This is a genomic window from uncultured Frigoribacterium sp., assembly GCF_963515265.1.
In the GTDB taxonomy this organism is placed as follows: Bacteria; Actinomycetota; Actinomycetes; order Actinomycetales; family Microbacteriaceae; genus Frigoribacterium.
The window spans coordinates 1-20,354 of record NZ_CAUPYL010000004.1 but is presented as its reverse complement, the minus strand read 5'-3'; the positions used below and the strand labels follow the sequence as shown (position 1 = coordinate 20,354).

Genomic DNA, 20,354 nt, shown 5'->3' with positions numbered 1-20,354 from the left:
CTGCGGCGGGCCGTCCCGGGGTTCGCGGGTTCTCCCCCTGGGCGGCGTGAGGGGGCACCACGAGTCAACTCGGGTGGGGGCGGATGTGTGGGCGGTGGTGGGGGCGCAGTTGCCGAGAGCCCCCGGCGTGTCTGTTCTGGAGCCACTAGCCGAGCGCCTTCGAGGTGAGTTGTTCGCTTCGCTAGGGCCGTTGACCGCGTTCAGGCGCTAAGGGTCAGTCGTGATCACGGGCCCCGGCAGCCTTGGGCATGTTGTGGCAACAGACGTGGACGCCGACGTCGAGAGCAACCCTGACTCAGCTCCGCGGCCCACAGCGACAACGTGCGGCCCGGCACAGCTAACGCCGTGACACGGCTAGAGCCTAAGCAGCCATAAAGCAAACAACCGGCCCGAACCTCCGCCTAGAGGCAGCAGGCATGTCTCAGAATGAGACTATGTCTCACATGCCCAATGAAGCTCGCGAGAGCACGCCTTGGTTTTTCTCCGATGTGCCAGTGTCGACCGAATCGCACGATTCCTTTGGCCACCGCGACCTAGCCAACAATCTCGAGACGGCCATTCGGTCAAACCGAGGCCGAGTTATGATCGGCCTTCTTGGCGGCTTTGGGGTAGGCAAGAGCAGTGTTATTGAGCTTCTAGAGGAGAGGCTCGCGGGACAACGGGTCGTCCTCCGCATCTCTGCCGAGCGGCATGAAATTTCAGAGTTTCACCGTGCCTTCGTCTTTGCCTTCGCCGAAGCGGTTGAACGGTCAAGGCTGCTGCGTCGGGGACAAATCGAAGATGAGTTAGAACTGTTGAGCTTTTCAACGGCCCAGCAGACCACAGACTGGCGGCTTAGCCCGGCCGTTCGCGCAACAACTCGTTGGGTGAGCCAGGTGGGGCAATCCCTAGCTAGGCGGGCCCTGATGCTGACAGTTGTCGCACTCGTTCTACTCGCCCTCGCATTCTGCTTGGCGCTGTTATCTGGCGTTCCCGTCGCTGAAGACTTTTGGACCTGGACAGTGGCGGGCGTAGCCATTGCGGCAGCCACACCTGTCATCTCGACCGTTATCAGCTTGAGCGCGACCCACGCGCCAAGCGTCCTCGGTGCCGCATTCAAGCCCGGCCTCGTTAATCGCCTACGGCCACGCGTCGAAGCGGCCGACGAGTATGAGCGCGTTTTCGCTCGCCTAGTCGAGCTCATTGACGATGATATTGTTGTGGCAATCGACGACATTGACCGCCTCGGGGACCACGACGTCTTACCCGCGCTTAATGCTGTTCGAAGCTTTCAACTCACGTGCTCACGCCAGCCAGCGTTTATCGTAAGCGCCGACGAAGATGTCATAGCGCGTGCCATCAAGAATTCGAGCCCGTCCCTGGCTGGACTTAGCAAAGACGACGATGGAGTGATCTCCGAATACCTCAGCCGGCTATTCACCCATCGTCAGCAGATGCCACCCCATGCTTTCGCCGATCTGAAGGCCTATGCGCGGGACCTTCTCACTGCAGCTAAGCACCCGTCCCTCGCCAACCTCGAGCTGCATTTGGAATCCGTCGTTCAGGTCCTCATTTATGACGGGGTGGCCAATCCAAGACACGTGATTCGACTTCTGAACGCATTTCTCGCCGACTACCGGCTTGCCTTGCTTAGAGAGGCCCGTCCGGGAGTCCAGTCCATGGCAAAGGGAACCGTTACCAACTTCCCTTTGACTCTTGCAAGATTGGCCGTCCTCCGACTCGACTTCCCAAAGTTTTATCGTGCGTTCTCAACCGACACCGAATTATTGGCGACGCTTGAGGCATCCGCTCGGATGGGGAAAGAAATATTCGAGGACGTCAGCTTGGCATCTTCACTTGGGTACAAGGACGACGCCAGCCCTGACTTCAAAGCGCTGCAAGCCTTTGCATCTCGCACCGCAGGCTGGGTTGAAGGTGTCGACGATCTACTGCCGTTCATATACCTGGGCCAAGACGAAATTGACCGCTCCGTGGGAAGTGCCACTGTCCGAAAAGTCAAGTCAATGCTCGCGAACGGTTTGTCGGGAGACTTCCTGGCATATGTGCGCGAGGCAAGCGATGGGCCCGATGTTAGCAAGGCTCTAAGCTTAATCAGGACGACCGTCGACTCCCTGTCCGGGCCTGAATTAGATAATGCCCTGTCTGTTCTCATCACAGCGGCGTCAGCTACAAGCGATCAGCGGTGGCTTAATGGTTTTGCCGAAGCCATGGCTATATCCATGCGACGCAGCACCAATCCCGAATTTACTGCCGAGGGTCTATCCCGTCTCGCTGGCGCGGCTAGTGCGCCCCACGAAAGAACACTGGAACAAGCGCTACTCGAGCAAGGAATAAGCGACTTGGATTGGAGTATTGCCCTAATTCAAGCGCGGCCTAATATGGTTTCGGCCCTTGCCTCATCGGCTGAAATGCGAACGCGAATCGAGCTTGCGATCGCCTTATTAGGCACAGAGGCAGACCTACATCAACTGGCCGACGTTGGCCCAGCCCTTCTCCACAACGTCAACGCCGAGGTCAGGGCTTTGGCACTTTGGACGCACCTTGAAATATTGGGGAGGGTTGATCAAGACGCCAGCCCGGAAATCAGGGCGACGGTTGCACTGCTTGCGAGGCAGTCTGCACCTCAACTTGAAATCGAAAGCGTGTTGCCCACCCTGAAGCAGCTGATTGGGTCGCACGGATCTGTGAGCGCGGCCATCGCGTTCGATGTCATCGCAAACATGCGGCTGACAAATGCGAAGGCCTTGGCTTCGTTGGCATTTGATGTAACCAGCAAATCAATATCGGCTGGCAAATTTGTCACAGGAGCGGATGAGGACTACTTGGCAGAGAGCAAACCTCTGCTCTTGCTTGCCTTGCAGAACAGCCAATCTTGGCACCGGGTTGTCGATGGCAACAAGATAACCCTTCGACAATCCATAGGAAACTTGCTGGCCCTGAGTTGCGATCAGTTCAGCTGGATCGACGACTTCACAGAGCCGCTAGCGCGGGCCTTAAAACCATTCCCTGAAGCACTGACACCCGTGGTGTCGGCCGTACTCAAGTCCTTCGAGAACTACGCGACGCAGGCAGACGTGCAACGCGAGTGGGACTTGCTTGTGTCTATGGTCGATGATCTTCTGGAGGAGGATCAGACGCGACTAGCCGATACGTTGGCCGTAATGCTTGTTTCTGTTGATGATGAGACCAGAAGTGCAGCTGTCGCTAAAGTCACAGCATTTACATCAACGAAGTATGGGGCTTCATCTGTCGAGCGTATAATAGAGACTGTCGAGGGGGAGCTTAGTAGGTCGAACAGCGATCCTCTCGACGCGCTGGTCGTGCTTCTTTCTGGCCCTGGCGTGAGTACTTCCCGGCAGAAATCAGCCGCTTCGCGGATCGCCAACACCCTGGTGCCCTACTCGTCAACACGAGATGTTTCGCTGGCTGCCCTGATGAAGATCAACTGGGGACCGGAGGCGAGACCTGACGTGGCGGCCCACCTCGCCACCTCGGGCGCCGAGCTCATGCATGTAGAAGTCATACGATTCGCAGCAGGACTCCTTCCTGGAAGCGCACCCGCATCGTTCCAACTGATGATCGAAGCGGCTGTTAAGGACGCTCTGAGCGCAGACGAGGCGGACACAGCTGCCGATGCGATCGGCAACGTCTCTGGGGCGCTCACGGCCGAGGTTGCACTATCAACAAACCGAACGTTGGACGAGGCAATTGTTGCGTGGCTGCGAATCGTCGACTCACCCGACGAGGCCGCGTATGCCATGCTAATGGAGGTTGGCGCTAAGGCGTATAAGGACTCAACAGTGCACCGCCTTTTGACAACTTACGCAAGCACCCTTGGTTCAATTTTTGCCGAGCAGGCGATATTAATAGCCCAGGAGCAGATCAGCGAACACATAGATGCCCTTCCCGCACGTGCATGGACGTCTGTCCTCACCGTTCTTGATGCTGAGGCCACTCGTTCGCTAGCAGATATCGTCATCAGCGCTTGGGCACATGGCTCAGCCAGCGATTCAGTCGCCACTGGCCCTCTAGTTGCAGCCGCAGACGCGACCCCGTCCTTTGACGAGCATCTAGCCCCCCATGTTGTCGCCGCTATAGCACGATGGACGACAAGCAACCCGAACAACTCCGCAGCCGAGGCGTTGGGAGCTATGGCGAGATCGGGACCGATGTTGAGAGAGGCAGCACACCGCGAATTGGACCGCCGGGGCCCGCGGAAAGACGCCGCAGCAAGAGTTGCATTTGGCATTGCCAAGAAGGCCTTTGGGCTTGGTGGATAGCTGTCGATGGTGCGTGACGCCACCGGCAGCTACTAATGAAGCCTTGGCTTGAATCGCATGTGTATCGCGCTGGTTGGAGCGTCAGCCCCCGAGGGCGCCGATCCGCGCCTGTACCGCCACCGCCGCAGCACCCCGCGCCCAGGCACCGAAGTCGGCGTCCCCGGTGAGGACGCGCACCTCCGACGCGTCGGGGTCTCGGTCGGCGGCGATGCCGGCACGCAGCTCCGACGCCGCGACGGGGACGTCGACCAGGCCGATGCCCTCGCCCGAGAGCACGACCGTCCCGACCATCGTGAGGTTCGCGACCGCGGCGATCATCCGGCCGAGCGACCGGCCGGCCGTGCCGACGACCTGCACCGCGACCGCGTTGCCGGAGGCGGCGAGCTCGAGCAGCTCCTCGTAGCTGACCAGCCGGCCGAGGCCGACGGCCGCCGAGGCGCACATGCTCGTCGTCGAGAGCATCGCCGTCGAGCAGCCCCGGTGCCCGTCGGCACAGATCGGACCAGTGGGGTCGAGGGGGAAGTGCCCACCGAGACCGAGCCCCGTGTCGGGCGTGATGACCTGCCTCCCGTGGATCACCAGCCCGTAGCCGACACCGGCACCGGTCGTCACGACGGCGAAGTCGTCGATCCCCCGTCCGAGACCGAACCAGCGCTCGGCCTCCGTCAGCGCCACCACGTCGTTCTCGACGACGACCGGCAGCCCGAGCCGCCGCGACAGCATCCCGCCGAGGTCCACCTCACGCCACTCGAGGAACGGCGCGCGCAGCACCACCTGCTGCCCGGTCACCTTCCCGCCGATGCTCACCCCGACACCCGCGAGCTCCACGACGCCGCCAGCGTCAGCGCCAGCGCCAGCGCCAGCGCCAGCAACGCTCGCCTCGGCTGATCCGTCACGTGACGGATCAGGCTCAGCAGCAACACCACCCCCGCTGCCGCCGCCAGCGGCAACGACAACACCGCCCCCGACAGCGCGACCGTCACCACCCGACCCGGCGAGCGCCTCCACCACCGCAGCCAGCGCCTCCACCACCTCCTCGGGCGAGTGCCCGGCGAGGTCGGCGACGTGCTCGCCCAGCGTCTTGGCCCGCAGGTCGGTCAGCACGCCGAGGGCCTGGTCACCGGTCAGCTTGATGCCGACGAAGCGCTGCAGGTCGACCCGCACGTCGAGCGGCTTGGCGGGGCGGCCGACGGCTCCGGCGAGCTCGACGGCTCCCTCGACGAAGAGGCCGCGGTCCAAGAACGGCTTGCTCAACCGCGTGAGGCTCGCCGGTGACAGGCCCAGCCGACGCCCCAACTCCGCCCGCGCGATCGGCCCGTGGATCAGCACCTCGCGCACCAGCTCACGCCCGGACTCGCCCAGCACCGGCTCCGTGGTCGTCGTCATGCGCCGAGCATATCTTCCAGGCCGAACGAAAAGGAGGCGCCATCCGGCTTTCCGCAAGCACTTGACAGCCCTATTACTTCCGTCGTAGAACTAACCCATGCAGCGTCGCACCGAAGTCCGCACGACAGAGCTCCACCTCCGCCAGGGAGGCACGAGCGTCGTCCTCGACACCTCCGGCCCCGGCCTTCCGAGCATCGCCCACTGGGGCCCTGACCTCGGCGAGCTCAGCGCCGCCGCCCTCGCCGGGGTCGTCCTCGCCTCCCGCCCCCAGCGCACCTCCGGCGCCATCGACGAGCCCGCCCGCCTCACGCTCCTCCCCCTCGAGTCCGACGGTTGGCAGGGCACCCCCGGACTCCTCGGCAGCCGTGCCGGCGCCTCCTTCTCGCCCGCCTTCACCGTCACCGACCTCGACGTCGCCGAGAACGGCACCGACGTCGAAGGCACCACGCAGGAGGCGCACGACACCACCGAGACCGGTGTCACCCCCAGCAGCGACAGCGGCACCGGCGTCACGGGCACCTCCGGCACAGTCGTCACCATCACGGCCGACGACACCGCCGCCGAACTCCGCATCACGATCACCCTGCGTCTCGACCCCCACGGCCTGCTGCACCAGCGCCTCCGCCTCACCAACACCGCGGCCGGCTCGACCGGCGACGACGCCCGCGAGCTCGACGCCTCCGCCGCCGCCGCACTCGACACCGCCGCCACCTACGAGCTCGGCGAGCTCGCGGCGAGCTTCCCCCTGCCGCACACCGCCGGCGAGGTGCTCGACACCACCGGTCGCCACCTCCGGGAGCGCACCCCCCAGCGCCACGACCTCACGATCGGCCGCTACGACCGCGAGAGCCGCCGCGGCCGCCCCGGAGCCGACGCCACCCTGCTCGTCGCCACCGGCACCCCCGGCTTCGGCTTCGAGCGCGGACTCGTCCACGCCGCCCACCTCGCCTGGAGCGGCAACCACCGCGTCAGCGTCGAGCGCATCGTCACCGGCGCCACCCACACCCGCGTGGCCGAACTGCTCGCCCCGGGCGAGATCCGGCTCGGGCCCGGCGAGAGCTACGAGACGCCGGAGGCGCTCGGCTCGTGGGGAGACGGACTCACCGAGCTCTCGGCACGGTTCCACCGCCTCCTCCGCTCCCGCCCGAACCACCCGGCGACGCCGCGTCCCGTGACCCTCAACACGTGGGAGGCCGTCTACTTCGACCACGACCTCGGCCGCCTCAGCGCCCTCGCCGACGCGGGAGCCCGCGTCGGGATCGAGCGCTTCGTGCTCGACGACGGCTGGTTCCACGGCCGCCGTGACGACACCACGAGCCTCGGCGACTGGTGGGTCGACGAGACGGTCTGGCCCGACGGGCTCGCGCCGATCATCGACCACGTCACCGACCTCGGCATGCAGTTCGGCATCTGGGTCGAGCCCGAGATGGTCAGCCCCGACAGCGAGCTCGCCCGGGCGCACCCCGAGTGGATCCTCGGGCCCGGCGAAGGGCGCCTGCCCGCGATCGCCCGCCAGCAGCAGGTGCTCGACCTCTCGAACCCCGACGCGTTCGCGTACATCCTCGGCAAGCTCGACGCGCTGCTCAGCGACCACGACATCGCCTACCTGAAGTGGGACCACAACCGCGACCTGCTGGAGGCGGGCGCCGGCGCCCCGGCACGACCGGCGGTCCACGAGAACGTCGTCGCGCTCTACCGCCTGCTCGACGAGCTGCGCAGCCGTCACCCCGGCGTCGAGATCGAGAGCTGCGCCTCCGGCGGGGCCCGGGTCGACCTGGGGATCCTCGACCACACCGACCGCATCTGGACGAGCGACTGCATCGACCCGATGGAGCGCCTCGTGAACCAGAAGCACACAGGCCTGCTCGTGCCCTACGAGCTGATGGGCGCCCACGTCAGCGGGCCGCGCTCGCACTCGACCGGACGTCGTCACGACCTCTCGTTCCGTGCGGGAGTCGCCCTGCCCGGCCACTTCGGCGTCGAGTGGGACATCAGCTCGCCCGACGTCGACGACGCGACCCTCGACGAGCTCGCCGCCTGGATCGCGGTGCACAAGGCGAACCGGTCGCTCCTCCACACGGGAGTCGTCGTCCACGCCGACCTGCCCGACCCCGGCATGGACCTGCGCGGGGTCGTCGCCGCCGACCGCAGCCGCGCGCTCTACACGTTCACGCAGGTCGCGACGAGCGCGATGTACCCGGCCGGCCCGGTCACACTGCCGGGCCTCGACGACGACCGCGAGTACCGCGTCGCCCTCGTGGCGCCGACCGCCTCCGTCGGCGGCCCCGGCCAGTCCCCGCTCGCCTGGGCCCTCGACGGGGTCGTCCTCACCGGTCGCGCCCTCCGTCTCGGCGGCGTGCAGGCCCCGGTCCTCTTCCCCGAGCAGCTCGTCCTGCTCGAGGCCACCGCCCTCTAGCCCCGCTCCTCTCCTCTCCTCTCCTCATTCAGGAACATCAAGCCTGATCCTCGCGAGGGGGAGACCGATCGTCCTGATCCGTGCACCATTCAGGACTCCCCGACCGGCACCTCCTGAATTCCGAGGAGGCGCCCCGCACGACCCAGCACCAGCACGACCCACGCGGCCCCGGCCGCACCCCCAGCGCAAGGAGGCGCACAGTGAGTCCCCGATCCCACTCCCCCGGCCAGAGCCACGGCGACCGCAGGCGCGCGCAGCACGACGGCCCACGCGGGCAGCACCACAGCACGCGCCCGCACCGCGGCCGCCTCGCCGCAGCCGCGCTCGGCACCGCCGTCGTCCTCGCCGGCCTCACCGGCTGTGCGCCGAGCAGCGGCCCCGACGCCGACGGCGTCACGACGCTCGACTTCTTCCAGTTCAAGCCGGAGGCGGTGCAGGACTTCGCCGACATCATCACCGACTTCGAGGCCGAGAACCCCGACATCCGCGTGGTGCAGAACGCCGTGCCCGACGCCGACACGGCGATCCGCACCCTGCTCGTCAAGAACAAGGTGCCCGACGTGCTGACGCTCAACGTCAGCGGCAACTTCGCCGAGCTGGCGCGGGCCTGCGTCTTCGCCGACCTCAGCGACGAGCCCTCCGCCGACACGGTGAACCCCGCCGTGCAGGAGATCGTGCAGGACCTCGGCAGCTGCGACCAGGGCAGCGGCCAGGAGGTCAACGCCCTCCCCTTCGCCAACAACGCCTCGGGCATCATCTACAACCCCGACATCTTCGCGGCGCAGGGCGTCGAGGTCCCCACGACGTGGACCGAGCTGATCGCCGCCGCCGACACCTTCGAGCAGGCCGGCATCGCGCCGTTCTACTGCACGATGAAGGACGCGTGGACGGCCGGCCCCGCCTTCGTCAACCTCGGCGGCGCGCTGATGCCCGACGGCTTCTTCGACGACCTCCGTGCCGAGGGCTCCGACGTGCAGGACGGCGCCGTGTCGTTCAGCAAGGACTTCGGCCCCGCCATGGAGAAGCAGACCCAGCTCTTCTCGTACTGCCAGGACGACTTCGCCAGCCGCGACTACAACGCCGGCAACCTCGCCTTCGCGAAGGGCGAGTCGGCGATGTACCTGCAGGGCTCGTACGCGATCCCGGCGATCCGCGCCAACGCGCCCGACGCCTCCATCGGCACCTTCCCCTACCCGGTGACCGAGAACGCCGACGACCGCATCGCCGTGTCCGGCGTCGACGTCGGCCTCTCGATCGGCCGGGACAGCGACAACAAGGAGGAGGCGCAGCGCTTCGTCGACTACCTCATGTCGCCCGAGGTGGTGCAGGCCTACTCGGAGTCGCAGTCCACCTTCTCGCCCCTCGTCGACGCCGAGCCCAACACCGACCCTGCCCTCGCGGGGCTCGAGCCGTACTTCACGAGCGGCCGGATCATCGGCTTCATCGACCACCAGGTGCCCGCGTCGATCCCGCTGGTCAACATGCTGCAGACCCTGGTCATCACCGGCGACGTGGACGAGTTCCTCACCGACCTCGACGACGAGTGGAGCAAGGTGGCCGCCCGCACCACCACACAGAGAGAAGGCAAGTGATGACCGCCACCGCACCGCGGCCGACGACCGACGCCGGCCCCGAGGGGCCGAGCCGCGCCTCCTCCGGGAAGCACGCCCCCACGCGCCGCGCCGGCCAGGGCAAGACGCCCCGCGCCTTCTACTGGATGGTCGTGCCGGCCGTCGTCATCTTCTTCGGCCTGCACACGATCCCCGTCGTCACGGGCATGTTCTTCAGCCTCACCAACTACGCGGGCTACGGCACGTGGAGCTTCGTCGGGCTCTCGAACTACCTCAACCTGTTCCGCGACGACCGGGTGATCGCGTCGTACCTGTTCACGTTCGGGTTCGCCATCGTGTCGACGATCGCCGTCAACGTGATCTCGCTCGCCATCGCGCTCGGCCTCAACTCGCGGATCAAGTTCCGCACCGCGTTCCGGGGCATCTTCTTCATCCCCTACGTGCTGGCGATCCTCATCATCGGCTACGTCTTCAACTACCTGTTCGCGAACTCGTTCCCGACGATCCTGCAGTCGATCGGGCTGCCGGGCGCCAACATCCTGGCCGACCCGCAGTGGGCCTGGGTCGGCATCGTCATCACGACGGTGTGGCAGGCGTGCGCGTTCAACGTGATCCTCTACCTGGCGGGGCTGCAGACCATCCCCGCCGAGCTGTACGAAGCGGCCGGCATCGACGGCGCGTCGTCGTGGCGGCAGTTCCGCTCGATCACGTTCCCGCTGATCGGCGCCTACTTCACCATCAACATGGTGCTCTCGTTCAAGTCGTTCCTGCAGGTGTTCGACCAGATCGTCGCCCTGACGAACGGCGGCCCCGGCACGTCGACCGAGTCGATCGCGCTCGTCATCTTCCGCGGCGGGTTCCAGGGCGGCGAGTACGGCTACCAGATGGCCAACGCCGTGCTGTACCTCGCCGTCATCATCCTCGTGTCGTTCATCCAGTTGCGCTTCCTCCAGCGCAGAGAGGCGTCGTTCTGATGAGCTCGACGATCCAGGGCGCTGAGGCCCTCCAGACCACCACCAGCCCCGTCGACCCCGGCAGCTCCGACGGCGTCGGCACGGGGCCGGCAGGCACGCCCCCGAGGTCGCGTCGCCGGCGTCGCCTCGACGGCGGCACGGGAGGCACCAACTGGTGGCTCACCGCACTGATCGTCGTCTGCTCGCTGACGGTGCTCCTCCCCCTGTACTTCACGATCGTGACGTCGCTGAAGACGCCCGACCAGCTGGGCGGCACCGGCTTCGAGCTGCCGACCGAGATCCGCTGGCAGAACTTCGTCGACGCGTACCAGCTGACGAACTTCCCGCAGGCGCTGTTGAACACGGCGCTCATCACCGTCGGGGCCGTCGTGCTGACGCTCTTCACGAACTCGCTGGTGGCCTACGCCATCGCGCGCAACATGCACAAGAAGTTCTTCCGCGGGCTGTACTTCTACTTCCTGGCCGCGATCTTCGTGCCGTTCCCGATCATCATGCTGCCGGTGGTGAAGGAGACGGCGCTGCTCGGCCTCGACACCCCCGTCGGGCTCGTGCTGCTCTATACCGTCTATGGGCTGTCGTTCAACATCTTCATCTTCACCGCCTACATCAACTCGATCCCGATCGAGCTCGAGGAGGCGGCGCGCATGGACGGCGCCAGCACCTGGGGCGTCTTCTGGAAGGTCGTGTTCCCGCTGCTGGCGCCGATGAACGCCACGGTCGGCATCCTCACCTGCGTCTGGGCGTGGAACGACTTCCTGCTGCCGCTCGTGATCCTCTCCGACCCGTCGGCGCGCACGCTGCCCCTGGCGCAGTTCATCTTCCAGGGCCAGTTCAACACGAACTACACGGTCGCCTTCGCCTCGTACCTGATGGCCCTGGCGCCGCTGCTGGTCGTCTACATCGTGGCGCAGAAGTGGGTCGTCAGCGGCGTGATGCGGGGGTCGACCAAGTGACCGACGCACGCACGCCGCAGGCCGATGACGGCGGCCGAGACCACACTCGAGACACGACCCCGTCCCCTGCCGGGGGCACGACCGAAGGAGGAGCGGTGCCGCACACCGACGCACCCTGGTGGACGTCCGCCACCGTCTACCAGATCTGGCCCCGCAGCTTCGCCGACGGCGACGGCGACGGCGTGGGCGATCTGGGGGGCATCCGCAGCAAGCTGGGGCACCTGCACGACCTCGGCGTCGACGTGATCTGGCTGTCGCCGATCTACCGCTCGCCGCAGGCCGACGCCGGCTACGACATCAGCGACTACGACGACATCGACCCGCTGTTCGGCACGCTCGACGAGTTCGACGAGCTGCTGGCCGAGGTGCACGGGCTCGGCATGAAGCTCGTGATGGACCTCGTCGTCAACCACACGAGCGACGAGCACGCCTGGTTCACCGAGTCGCGGTCGTCCGTCGACAGCCCCAAGCGCGACTGGTACGTCTGGCGTCCGCAGTCGGACGACGGGTCGCTGCCGACCGAGTGGCGCAGCGCCTTCAGCGGCCCTGCCTGGCAGCTCGACGAGGCGACCGGCGAGTGGTACCTGCACATGTTCGCGACGAAGCAGCCCGACCTCAACTGGCAGAACGCGGACATGCGCGCGGCCGTCTACGCGATGATGAACCGCTGGCTCGACCGCGGCGTCGACGGCTTCCGGATGGACGTCATCAACTTCATCGCCAAGACCCCCGAGTCGCTCGCGGCCGGCTCGCCGGCGTTCGTGATGGACCCGGCGATCCACGAGCACCTGCAGGAGATGCACCGCGAGGTCTTCGCCCACCGCGGCGACCGCCAGCTCATCACGGTCGGCGAGATGCCCGGCGTGACGGTCGACGACGCCGCGCTCTTCACCGACCAGGCGCGCAGCGAGCTCGACATGGTGTTCCAGTTCGAGCACGTCGACCTCGACCGCGGCCCCGACTCGAAGTTCGACAACGTGCCGCTCGCGCTGACCGACCTGAAGCGGTCGCTCGGCCGCTGGCAGGAGGGCCTCGCCGAGCGCGGCTGGAACAGCCTCTACCTCGGCAACCACGACCAGCCCCGCAGCGTCTCGCGCTTCGGCGACGACGGTGCCCACCGGTACGAGTCGGCGACGATGCTGGCCGCCGTGCTGCACCTCCACCGCGGCACTCCGTACGTCTACCAGGGCGACGAGATCGGCATGACGAACGCCGGCTTCACCTCGATCGACCAGTACCGCGACATCGAGACGCTGAACTGGCACGAGGAGGCGCTGGCCGCCGGAGCCTCCGAGGCCGACGTCCTCGAGGCGCTCCGCTTCCGCAGCCGCGACAACGCCCGCACGCCGGTGCAGTGGTCGGCGGGCGCCTCCGCGGGCTTCACGACGGGGACCCCGTGGATCGGCGTGAACCCGAACTCGGCCGAGCTGAACGTCGAGGCCGACCGCGCCTCCGGCGACCGCAGCGTCTTCGAGTTCTACCGGCGGCTGATCGCGCTGCGGCACGAGCTGCCGGTGGTGCAGCTCGGCGACTTCGCGATGCTCGCGCCCGACGACGAGCGGCTCTACGCGTTCACGCGCACGCTCGGCGACGAGCGCCTGCTCGTGCTCGCGAACTGGTCGGGCGAGCCGTACGACCTCGACCCCGGGCTCGACCCGGTGCTGCGGCGCCGGTCGGTCCCCGAGGCGCTCGTCAGCAACGTGCCGCACGGCCCCGGGTCGCTCACGCTCGCGCCCTGGGAGGTGCGAGTCCTGCGCGCCTGACCCCCGCCTCCTCGCCCCCTCCTCATTCAGGAAGATCCGTCCTGATCCGCGCAACAGGGGGCACGGGGTTCCTGATCCGTGCACGGTTCAGGAACCCCGGGGCCGGGGTTCCGGAATTCGCAGGCGCGGGTCTCCCACCGCGAGCTACACCCCCCGTCCAGCGCTGCACCCCACGTTCCGAGGGGGCAGCGCCGGGTCGGAGGTGCAGCTCGTCCGCACCCGGCGAAGCCGCGCGATCCCTCGTGCGCGCAGTGGGGTGCACGAGGGGTCGCGCGACCCCCTCGTGCGCGCAGCGGGGTGCGCGCGGGTTCGAAGGGGTGCGACCCCGCGGCGACGCGGTCGCAGTGCCTGCCGCCAGCGCGGACGCGCCTCCCACAGCAGCGCTCCGGCGGCGCGGCCTACAGCCAGCGCTTCAGCTTGAACGCGCCCCAGAGCCCGCCGCCGATGCCCACCATCAGCGCGAGGGCGAACGGGTAGCCGTACTCCCAGTGCAGCTCGGGCATCACGTCGAAGTTCATGCCGTAGATCGCGCCGATCAGCGTCGGGGCGAAGAGGATGGCGGCCCAGGCCGAGATGCGCTTGGTGACGTCGTTCTGCACCTGGGCGACGAGCGTGGCGTTCAGCGACAGCGCGTTCTGAAGCACCGCGCGGAACGTGTCGGCACGGTCGACGACGCGGATGACGTGGTCCTGCACGTCGCGCAGCCGGCGCTCGAGCTCGGTGCCGACCTGGTACTTCTCGCCTCCGCGCAGCAGCCCGTCGAGCATGCCGACGAGCGGGCGGGTGGCCTTCTGGAAGTCCGCGACCTCGCCGAACAGCTCGTAGATGCGGCGCGAGACCCCGGCCTCACCGGCGAACAGCTGCTGCTCGATCTCGTCGATGTCGTTCTCGAGCCCTTCGACGACCGGCGCGTACGCGTCCACGATCGCGTCGAGCACCGCCCAGAGGATCGCCTGCGGGCCCACCCGCAGCAGGTCGGGCTTGGCGCGCAGCCTCGACACGCTGCGCGCCAGGTACCGGGAGTCGATGTCCGAGACGTGGTTGATGCCGATCAGGAAGTCGGGCCCGACGAAGAAGTGGATCTCGCCGAACGCGACCCTCTCCTCGGCGTCGACGTACACCGCCGGGCGCACGACGACGAACAGGGTCGTGCCGTAGCGCTCGAGCTTGGCGCGCTGGTGGCCGTGGCCGGCGTCCTCGACGGCGAGCTCGTGCAGGTCGAACCGGGCGGCCAAGGAGGCGAGCTCGGCCTCGTCGGGCTCGCTCAGCACCATCCAGGCGGTGCCGTGCGTCTCGGCGAGCGCCGCGTAGGTCTCGTCGAGCGTGTCGGGGCTCGCGGCGACTCGTCCGTCGACGTAGACGTCGTTGATCAGCAGGGGCATCCAGCCAGTGTCGCAGCCCGGCGGGCCGGGGTCGGGACGGGAAGGGGACGGAGGCGGCTCAGCGGCCGTTCTTGACGTGCTGCGCGATCGTCGCGGCCGAAAGGGCCGTGTTGTACGCGGCCGTGTCGTCGAGGCTGCCGCCGAAGAAGTAGTTCGCGGAGCTCGCGGGGATGTTCGGCCAGCCGGCGAGGTTGTCGTAGCCGACGCGCCAGTAGCCGGTGTTCGGCTCGCCCGGCGCGTTCGACAGGGTGCCCACGACCGCGCCGTCGACGTAGAGGGTCAGCACGCCCGCCGCGGTGACGGTGCCGGCGACGTGGTGCCAGGCTCCGTCGCGGTAGGTCTTGGTGGTGCTGACGGTCTTGGTGCCGCCGTTGTAGGTGCCGAAGGTGATCACGCCGGTGCCCGAGACCCACAGCTGGCGGTCGTACGAGCCAGACAGGCCGCTGGCCTGGTTGCCGAAGCCGATGATCTTGCCGCCGGTGCTGTTCGTGGGCAGGTTGATCCACGACTCGACGGTGAAGGCGGTCGGGGCCTGCACGGCGGGGGCGTTGGTGGTGACCTGGCCGGAGGTGCCGTTCAGCGTCACGTAGGGGCTGGAGCCGCAGGCTCCGGCGACGCGGGTGACGCCGGCCGACAGGGTGCCGGCACGGCCCGCGGACGAGCTGTCGACGATGGCGGTGCCGGATCCCTCGTTGTAGCCGTACGAGAAGACGGGCGAGTCGGTGACCGCGGGCATCAGGCAGTCGTAGGCCGAGGCCGCGGCGAAGCTGCTCGTCTTGTTCGCGGCCTGCGACGAGAAGGCCGCACCGGCCCCGCCCGAGACGACGAGCGTGAGGGCGAGCCCGCCGACGAGGCCGGCGACGGCGAAGGTGCCGGCGGCGCCGCGCAGGCGGTGGAGGTGGCGCTCACGCCGGTGGGCGAGGCGGAGGCTGCGACGCGAGGCCGGGTCGACGGCAGCGACGGAGGCGAGGACGAGCCCCGTGGAGACGGTGACCGTGGAGGTGCCCGAGACCGAGGCGCCGGAGGTGCCGGTCGCGGAGGAGGTGCCGGTCACGTCCTCGGGAGCGCTGGCGGCGCCTCCTTCGCCCCGGCCCTCGCCCTTCAGCTCGCGGCGCAGCGAGCGGTCGGCCTGCGCGCCGAGCACGAGGAGCATCAGCGCGCTGCCCGTGACGAGCAGGTGGCCCCACTGGTGGCCGGCGGCCCAGACGAAGGGGGTGCCGATGTACGGCACGCGGAGGTAGCCGACGCCGACGACGGCGCTGCGGTCGATCGGGGTCGAGTCCGCGGTGGGGTTCGCGTCGCCCTTGGTGACGATCTGCGTGCCCTGGCCGTTGTCGTCGTAGCGGTGCAGGCGAAGGTGGTCGGCGTGGTCGGGGTCCTGGAACAGGAGCACCTGGCCGCGGTGGATGGACGACTCCGCGACCGGACGGGCGACGACGACGTCCCCGGGGTGGATGCGCGGCTCCATCGAGCCGGTCATGACGGTGGTGGGGGTCCAGCCGATCACGGCGGGGACGGCGGCCCAGAGCAGCAGGCCGACCAGGGTGCCGAGCACGGTGCGCGAGAGGATGCCGACGACGATGCGGAGCCAGCCGAGGCGGGCGCTGGCGGTGCCGCTGGTGCTGGTCTCGTGGCCGCGGGCGCCGACGGCCGCGACGGAGGCGGTGGCCGGGTGACGGGGGACGTCGTACGTGGTCATGGCGTCCTCCTGTCTGGTCGGTGCGGGTGCCGGCGCTGGTGGGGCGCGGGAGCGGTGCTGGCGGGGCTGGGCTGGGCTGGTGCTGGCGGGGCTGGTGGTGCGCTGCGCCCCAGGGGGCCGCGGGTCATCGGGCGACCCACGGACCCCTGCGTCGACGGTCCGGGCCGTCGTGGTGCGCGCCCGGCTGGTGACCGGGCAGGTGGCCCGCCGGCGGGTTCGGGAAGCCGGCGGAGCTGGCCCGTCGACGCCCACGGGGGAGGAAGGCGGCGACGGGGTCGTGCCCCGTCGCCGCCCGGGGGGAGGGAGGCGACGGGAGTCGAGGCGGCTCTAGCTGTTCTGGGCTTCCCAGGTGAGGCCGAGCGAGGCGGTGCCGGACTGCGTCGTGTTGGGCGCAGCGTTCGAGACCGTGTACGAGACCTGGTAGACGCGGGTCTCCGAGGTCGTGGTCTGGGTGCCGGTGGTGCCCGTGGGGGCCCAGTTGCCGACGCCGTTGCTGAAGTTCGTGTAGCTCGTGCCGAAGCCGGCGAGCGTGCCGTTGTACAGCGACGAGCCGGCGGCGAGGGGGGTGAAGCCCGAGCAGGAGCCGAAGCCGCCGCCGGTGCCCTGCACGACGCTGAGCGTGATGTTCGAGGCGAGGTTGTTCGTCGTCGCGGCGGCGGTGCCGTAGAGCTTGACGGTCGAGGCGAGCGTGCCGGTCGAGGTGACGGCGATGCAGTTGGTGCCGGTCGAGCCGGGCTTGAGGTTGGTGGCCGTGAACAGCGCGGTGTTCGAGTCGTCGTCGGTCAGGGCGACGGAGCCGGCGGTCCAGTTGCTGGTCGGGTTGACCGTGGTCGAGGAGAAGGCCGAGTACGAAGCCTGCGAGACGACGACGCCGCTGGCGACGAGGGCGGCGGGGATGGCGATCCAGGCGGCGAGGCGAGCGGCGCGGGGGGTGGGACGGGACATCGTGGGCTCCAGGGGGTGAGAAGTGGTGGTGAGTCAGTTCGGGAAGTTCGTGGGGGCTGAGCATCTCGATCTCCGTGTTTCCCGGTTGTCGAGAGGTTCGGTGTCCGTGTGGCTCGGTGCCCAAGTGGTACGACAATCAAGTTATTCGGGTGTCGAGTAGCTTGCAAGCCGAGGGATGCCCCCAGTGGTGGGGGGTACCTTTTCTGTCGTGTTGCTCGACGACCGAGCTATAGTGAGGCGACGACCATCGCTCGGACTCACCGACCGCACGCGATCCCTTCTTCTTCCGCCGCACCTCCTCCCCCTCTGGAGCGCACGCATGACCGACATCTCTCCCCAGCCGGCCGCCGGCACCGCTCCTCCCCTCGGCGACGACGGCCTCGTCGACGTCGACGACGTCCTCGGCGCCTTCTCGACGCTCCTCGCGCAGAACGCCCGTGTCGAGCGGCTCGTCGCGACCCACTTCGGCATCGGGACGACCGACCTCACCTGCCTCGTCTTCGTCGCGAACAACCCCGAGAGCACCCCGAAGCTCGCCGCCGAGGCGCTCGAGCTGTCGACCGGGGCGACCACCAGCCTCATCGACCGGCTCGAGAAGGCCGGCTTCGTCTCCCGTCGTGCGCACCCCACCGACCGCCGCAGCGTCGTGCTCGAGCTGGCCCCCGAGGGCCAGGCCGCCGTCGCCGAGACGGGTGAGTTCTACCGCAGCGCCTTCCGCGACGCGATCGACCCGCGCCAGCTCGACTTCCTCGCGTCGGTGATGCGTGCGATCGGCGACTCCCTCACGCGCCGGGCAGTCGACGACGGCACGACGGGCGCGCAGGCCTCGAGCTGACGGGCAGGCCGTACGCGGCCCTCATCTGGGTCGCCTGCGCGTGCCCGGTCGTAGGGTGGCGCGATGACTCCCTCCGACGTGCTCATCGAGGCGTTCGACCGCCTCCCCGCCATCGCCTCCGCCGCCGTGGACGGCCTCTCGGTCGACGACCTGGCCTGGCGCCCGGACTCCGAGGCGAACACCATCGCCTGGCTCGTCTGGCACACCGCCCGCGGGCAGGACGTGCAGATCGCCGACCTCGCCGCCTCCGACCAGGTGTGGACCACCGACGGCTGGGCCGACCGCTTCGCGCTCCCCTTCGACGACGCCGAGATGGGCTACGGCCAGTCGCCCTCGGAGGTGGGCGAGGTGCGTGCCGAGCCGCACCTCCTCGTCGCCTACCTCGAGGCCGTCACGCTGCGCACCCGCGGCTACCTCGAGGGGCTGGACGCCGCCTCGTACACGGACGTCGTCGACGACGCGTGGGACCCGCCCGTCACCGCTGGCTCGCGCCTCGTGAGCATCCTCGGCGACTGCATGCAGCACCTCGGCCAGGCGTCGTACGTGCGCGGGCTGCTCGACCGCCGCTAGCCCCCGTGCACGTCCGCGCATGCCCGCGCGGCTGGCTGCCCCGTACCGACGCGAAAGCGACGAACCTCCGTGATGTTCCACGGAGGTTCGTCGCTGTCGAGTCGCTCAGCGCCCGTCAGGGCCCCGAAGGAGGTGCGGTGCGGCCTAGACGCCGGCCAGCTGGTCGACGAGGGCGTCGCCCGAGCGGGCGTCGATCATCTCGGCCTCGATCTCGGCGCGGTCGAGCAGCTCCTCCATGCGGCGGCGACGGGGACGCGTGATCAGCGTGACGACGGTGCCCTCCTTGCCGGCACGGCCGGTGCGGCCCGAGCGGTGCAGGTACGTCTTGTACTCGTCGGGCATGTCGGCCTGGACGACGAGCTCGATGTCGTCGACGTGGATGCCCCGCGCGGCGACGTCGGTCGCGACGAGCACGTTGACCTTGCCGCTGGTGAGCAGGCCGAGGTTGCGCGTGCGGCGGGCCTGGTTCAGGTCGCCGTGCAGGCTGGTGGCGCGGATGCCCGCGTCCTCGAGCTGGTCGGTGAGCTGCTCGGCGAACGCACGGGTGCGCGCGAAGACGAGCGTCTTGCCGGGGCCCGACGCGAGCTGCTCGATGACGGCCGTCTTGTCGCGCTGCTCGATGACGAGCACGCGGTGGTCGATCGTCGAGCTGGCCTGGTCCTCGCCGGCGACCTCGTGCACGGCGGGCTTCACGAGGAACTCGTCGACGAGCTTCGCCACGCCCTTGTCGAGGGTCGCGCTGAAGAGCAGCTTCTGGGCACGGTCGCCGTTGGGCTTGACCTGGGCGGTCTCGCGGATGATGCGCTGCACCGGCTCGAGGAACCCGAGGTCGCACATGTGGTCGGCCTCGTCGAGCACGGTGATGACGACCTCGCTGAGGTCGAGTCGGCCCTGGTCGATCAGGTCCTCGATGCGGCCGGGGGTGCCGATCACGATGTCGACGCCGCGGTTCAGCGCGCCGACCTGGCGGGCCTGGGGCACGCCTCCGTAGACCTGCGTGGTGAACAGGCCGACCGAGCGGGCGATGGGCTGCACGGTGCGGTCGATCTGCATCGCGAGCTCGCGCGTCGGGGCGAGGATCAGCGCACGGGGCCGACGGCCCATCTTGCGGTTCTTCGCGCCGTTGTTCTCCATCAGCTTCTCGACGAGCGGCGCGCCGAAGGCGATGGTCTTGCCGGAGCCGGTGCGACCGCGGCCGAGGACGTCACGACCCGCGAGCACGTCGGGGATCGTCGCGGCCTGGATCGCGAACGGGGCGGCGGCGCCCATCGAGGCCAGCTGGCGCTCGATGTTGTCGCCGAGGCCCAGGTCGCCGAAGCTGACGCCCTCGACGTCCTGCGCCGTGAGCACCTCCGCCTGGAGCTTCTCGAGCTTGACGTCGTCCTCGGGCGAGTAGTGCGTGCCCTGGTCGCGCTTCGGGTAGAAGTCAGATCGATCGTTGCGCTCGGCAGCGCCGGGGCCGCGGTCGCCGCGGTCGAAGCTGCGGGGGGCGCGATCGTCGCGGCCGCCACGGCTGTCGCGGTCGAAGCTGCGGGGCGCACGATCGTCGCGGCCGCCACGGGCGTCGCGGTCGTACGAGC

The 20,354-nt window shown here is 68.4% G+C and carries 13 protein-coding genes; 8 read left to right on the top strand and 5 right to left on the bottom strand.

The genetic code is table 11. From position 1 onward, the window contains the following. The first annotated feature begins 416 nt into the window (after positions 1 to 416). Entirely contained in the window at positions 417 to 4,280 is a 3,864-nt protein-coding gene (locus RWM17_RS01075; RefSeq protein WP_314100693.1) for a P-loop NTPase fold protein, read from the top strand. A gap of 81 nt (positions 4,281 to 4,361) precedes the next feature. On the opposite strand, the gene RWM17_RS01070 is transcribed toward RWM17_RS01075, so the two are convergent. Beyond that, entirely contained in the window at positions 4,362 to 5,666 is a 1,305-nt protein-coding gene (locus RWM17_RS01070) for an ROK family transcriptional regulator (protein ID WP_314100692.1), read from the bottom strand. 97 nt (positions 5,667 to 5,763) lie between these two features. Between RWM17_RS01070 and RWM17_RS01065 the strand changes: the two genes are divergently transcribed. The 5 genes from RWM17_RS01065 to RWM17_RS01045 all read left to right on the top strand — a co-directional run bounded on the left by RWM17_RS01065 (position 5,764) and on the right by RWM17_RS01045 (position 13,343). Then, positions 5,764 to 8,082, top strand: a complete 2,319-nt coding sequence (locus RWM17_RS01065) for an alpha-galactosidase (RefSeq protein ID WP_314100691.1) — start codon at positions 5,764 to 5,766, stop codon at positions 8,080 to 8,082. A 200-nt stretch (positions 8,083 to 8,282) separates the two neighbouring features. Then, positions 8,283 to 9,674, top strand: coding sequence for an extracellular solute-binding protein (locus tag RWM17_RS01060; RefSeq protein ID WP_314100690.1), 1,392 nt, complete (start codon positions 8,283 to 8,285; stop codon positions 9,672 to 9,674). Then, complete coding sequence (locus RWM17_RS01055) at positions 9,674 to 10,627, top strand: sugar ABC transporter permease (RefSeq protein WP_314100689.1); 954 nt, start codon at positions 9,674 to 9,676, stop codon at positions 10,625 to 10,627. The genes RWM17_RS01060 and RWM17_RS01055 overlap by 1 nt, the downstream gene beginning before the upstream one ends. Next, positions 10,627 to 11,580, top strand: coding sequence for a carbohydrate ABC transporter permease (locus tag RWM17_RS01050; protein WP_314100688.1), 954 nt, complete (start codon positions 10,627 to 10,629; stop codon positions 11,578 to 11,580). Before RWM17_RS01055 ends, RWM17_RS01050 begins: the two co-directional genes overlap by 1 nt. Before the next feature lie 95 nt (positions 11,581 to 11,675). Next, positions 11,676 to 13,343: an alpha-glucosidase gene (locus RWM17_RS01045; protein WP_314100687.1), complete on the top strand. Its 1,668-nt coding sequence runs from the start codon at positions 11,676 to 11,678 to the stop codon at positions 13,341 to 13,343. Positions 13,344 to 13,741: 398 nt separating this feature from the next. Here RWM17_RS01045 and RWM17_RS01040 read toward each other — a convergent pair whose 3' ends face one another. From RWM17_RS01040 to RWM17_RS01030, 3 genes are all read right to left on the bottom strand, one after another. Further along, positions 13,742 to 14,725: a magnesium and cobalt transport protein CorA gene (locus RWM17_RS01040; protein ID WP_314100686.1), complete on the bottom strand. Its 984-nt coding sequence runs from the start codon at positions 14,723 to 14,725 to the stop codon at positions 13,742 to 13,744. A 58-nt stretch (positions 14,726 to 14,783) separates the two neighbouring features. Then, a complete protein-coding gene (locus RWM17_RS01035; RefSeq protein ID WP_314100685.1) occupies positions 14,784 to 16,424 on the bottom strand; it encodes a signal peptidase I in 1,641 nt (546 codons plus the stop codon). A 327-nt stretch (positions 16,425 to 16,751) separates the two neighbouring features. Continuing rightward, on the bottom strand, positions 16,752 to 17,369 hold the full coding sequence (locus RWM17_RS01030; protein WP_123548784.1) for a hypothetical protein: 618 nt from the start codon (positions 17,367 to 17,369) through the stop codon (positions 16,752 to 16,754). Positions 17,370 to 17,688: 319 nt separating this feature from the next. On the opposite strand from RWM17_RS01030, the gene RWM17_RS01025 reads away from it, so the two are divergent. Continuing rightward, positions 17,689 to 18,204: a MarR family transcriptional regulator gene (locus RWM17_RS01025; RefSeq protein ID WP_314100684.1), complete on the top strand. Its 516-nt coding sequence runs from the start codon at positions 17,689 to 17,691 to the stop codon at positions 18,202 to 18,204. Positions 18,205 to 18,267: 63 nt separating this feature from the next. Next, positions 18,268 to 18,774 carry a mycothiol transferase gene (locus RWM17_RS01020; protein WP_314100683.1) on the top strand — a complete coding sequence of 169 codons (507 nt, stop codon included), beginning with the start codon at positions 18,268 to 18,270 and terminating at the stop codon, positions 18,772 to 18,774. Between the two features lie 144 nt (positions 18,775 to 18,918). Here the strand turns inward: RWM17_RS01020 and RWM17_RS01015 are convergent. Beyond that, positions 18,919 to 20,354: DEAD/DEAH box helicase (locus tag RWM17_RS01015; protein WP_314100682.1), on the bottom strand; the 1,436-nt coding region annotated here is incomplete at its 5' end.

Coding starts and splice junctions, on each gene's coding strand:
- RWM17_RS01025 (WP_314100684.1), top strand. CDS start 17,689: ATGACCGACATCTCTCCCCAGCCGGCCGCCGGCACCGCTCCTCCCCTC.
- RWM17_RS01070 (WP_314100692.1), bottom strand. CDS start 5,666: ATGACGACGACCACGGAGCCGGTGCTGGGCGAGTCCGGGCGTGAGCTG.
- RWM17_RS01065 (WP_314100691.1), top strand. CDS start 5,764: ATGCAGCGTCGCACCGAAGTCCGCACGACAGAGCTCCACCTCCGCCAG.
- RWM17_RS01055 (WP_314100689.1), top strand. CDS start 9,674: ATGACCGCCACCGCACCGCGGCCGACGACCGACGCCGGCCCCGAGGGG.
- RWM17_RS01075 (WP_314100693.1), top strand. CDS start 417: ATGTCTCAGAATGAGACTATGTCTCACATGCCCAATGAAGCTCGCGAG.
- RWM17_RS01035 (WP_314100685.1), bottom strand. CDS start 16,424: ATGACCACGTACGACGTCCCCCGTCACCCGGCCACCGCCTCCGTCGCG.
- RWM17_RS01020 (WP_314100683.1), top strand. CDS start 18,268: ATGACTCCCTCCGACGTGCTCATCGAGGCGTTCGACCGCCTCCCCGCC.
- RWM17_RS01030 (WP_123548784.1), bottom strand. CDS start 17,369: ATGTCCCGTCCCACCCCCCGCGCCGCTCGCCTCGCCGCCTGGATCGCC.
- RWM17_RS01040 (WP_314100686.1), bottom strand. CDS start 14,725: ATGCCCCTGCTGATCAACGACGTCTACGTCGACGGACGAGTCGCCGCG.
- RWM17_RS01050 (WP_314100688.1), top strand. CDS start 10,627: ATGAGCTCGACGATCCAGGGCGCTGAGGCCCTCCAGACCACCACCAGC.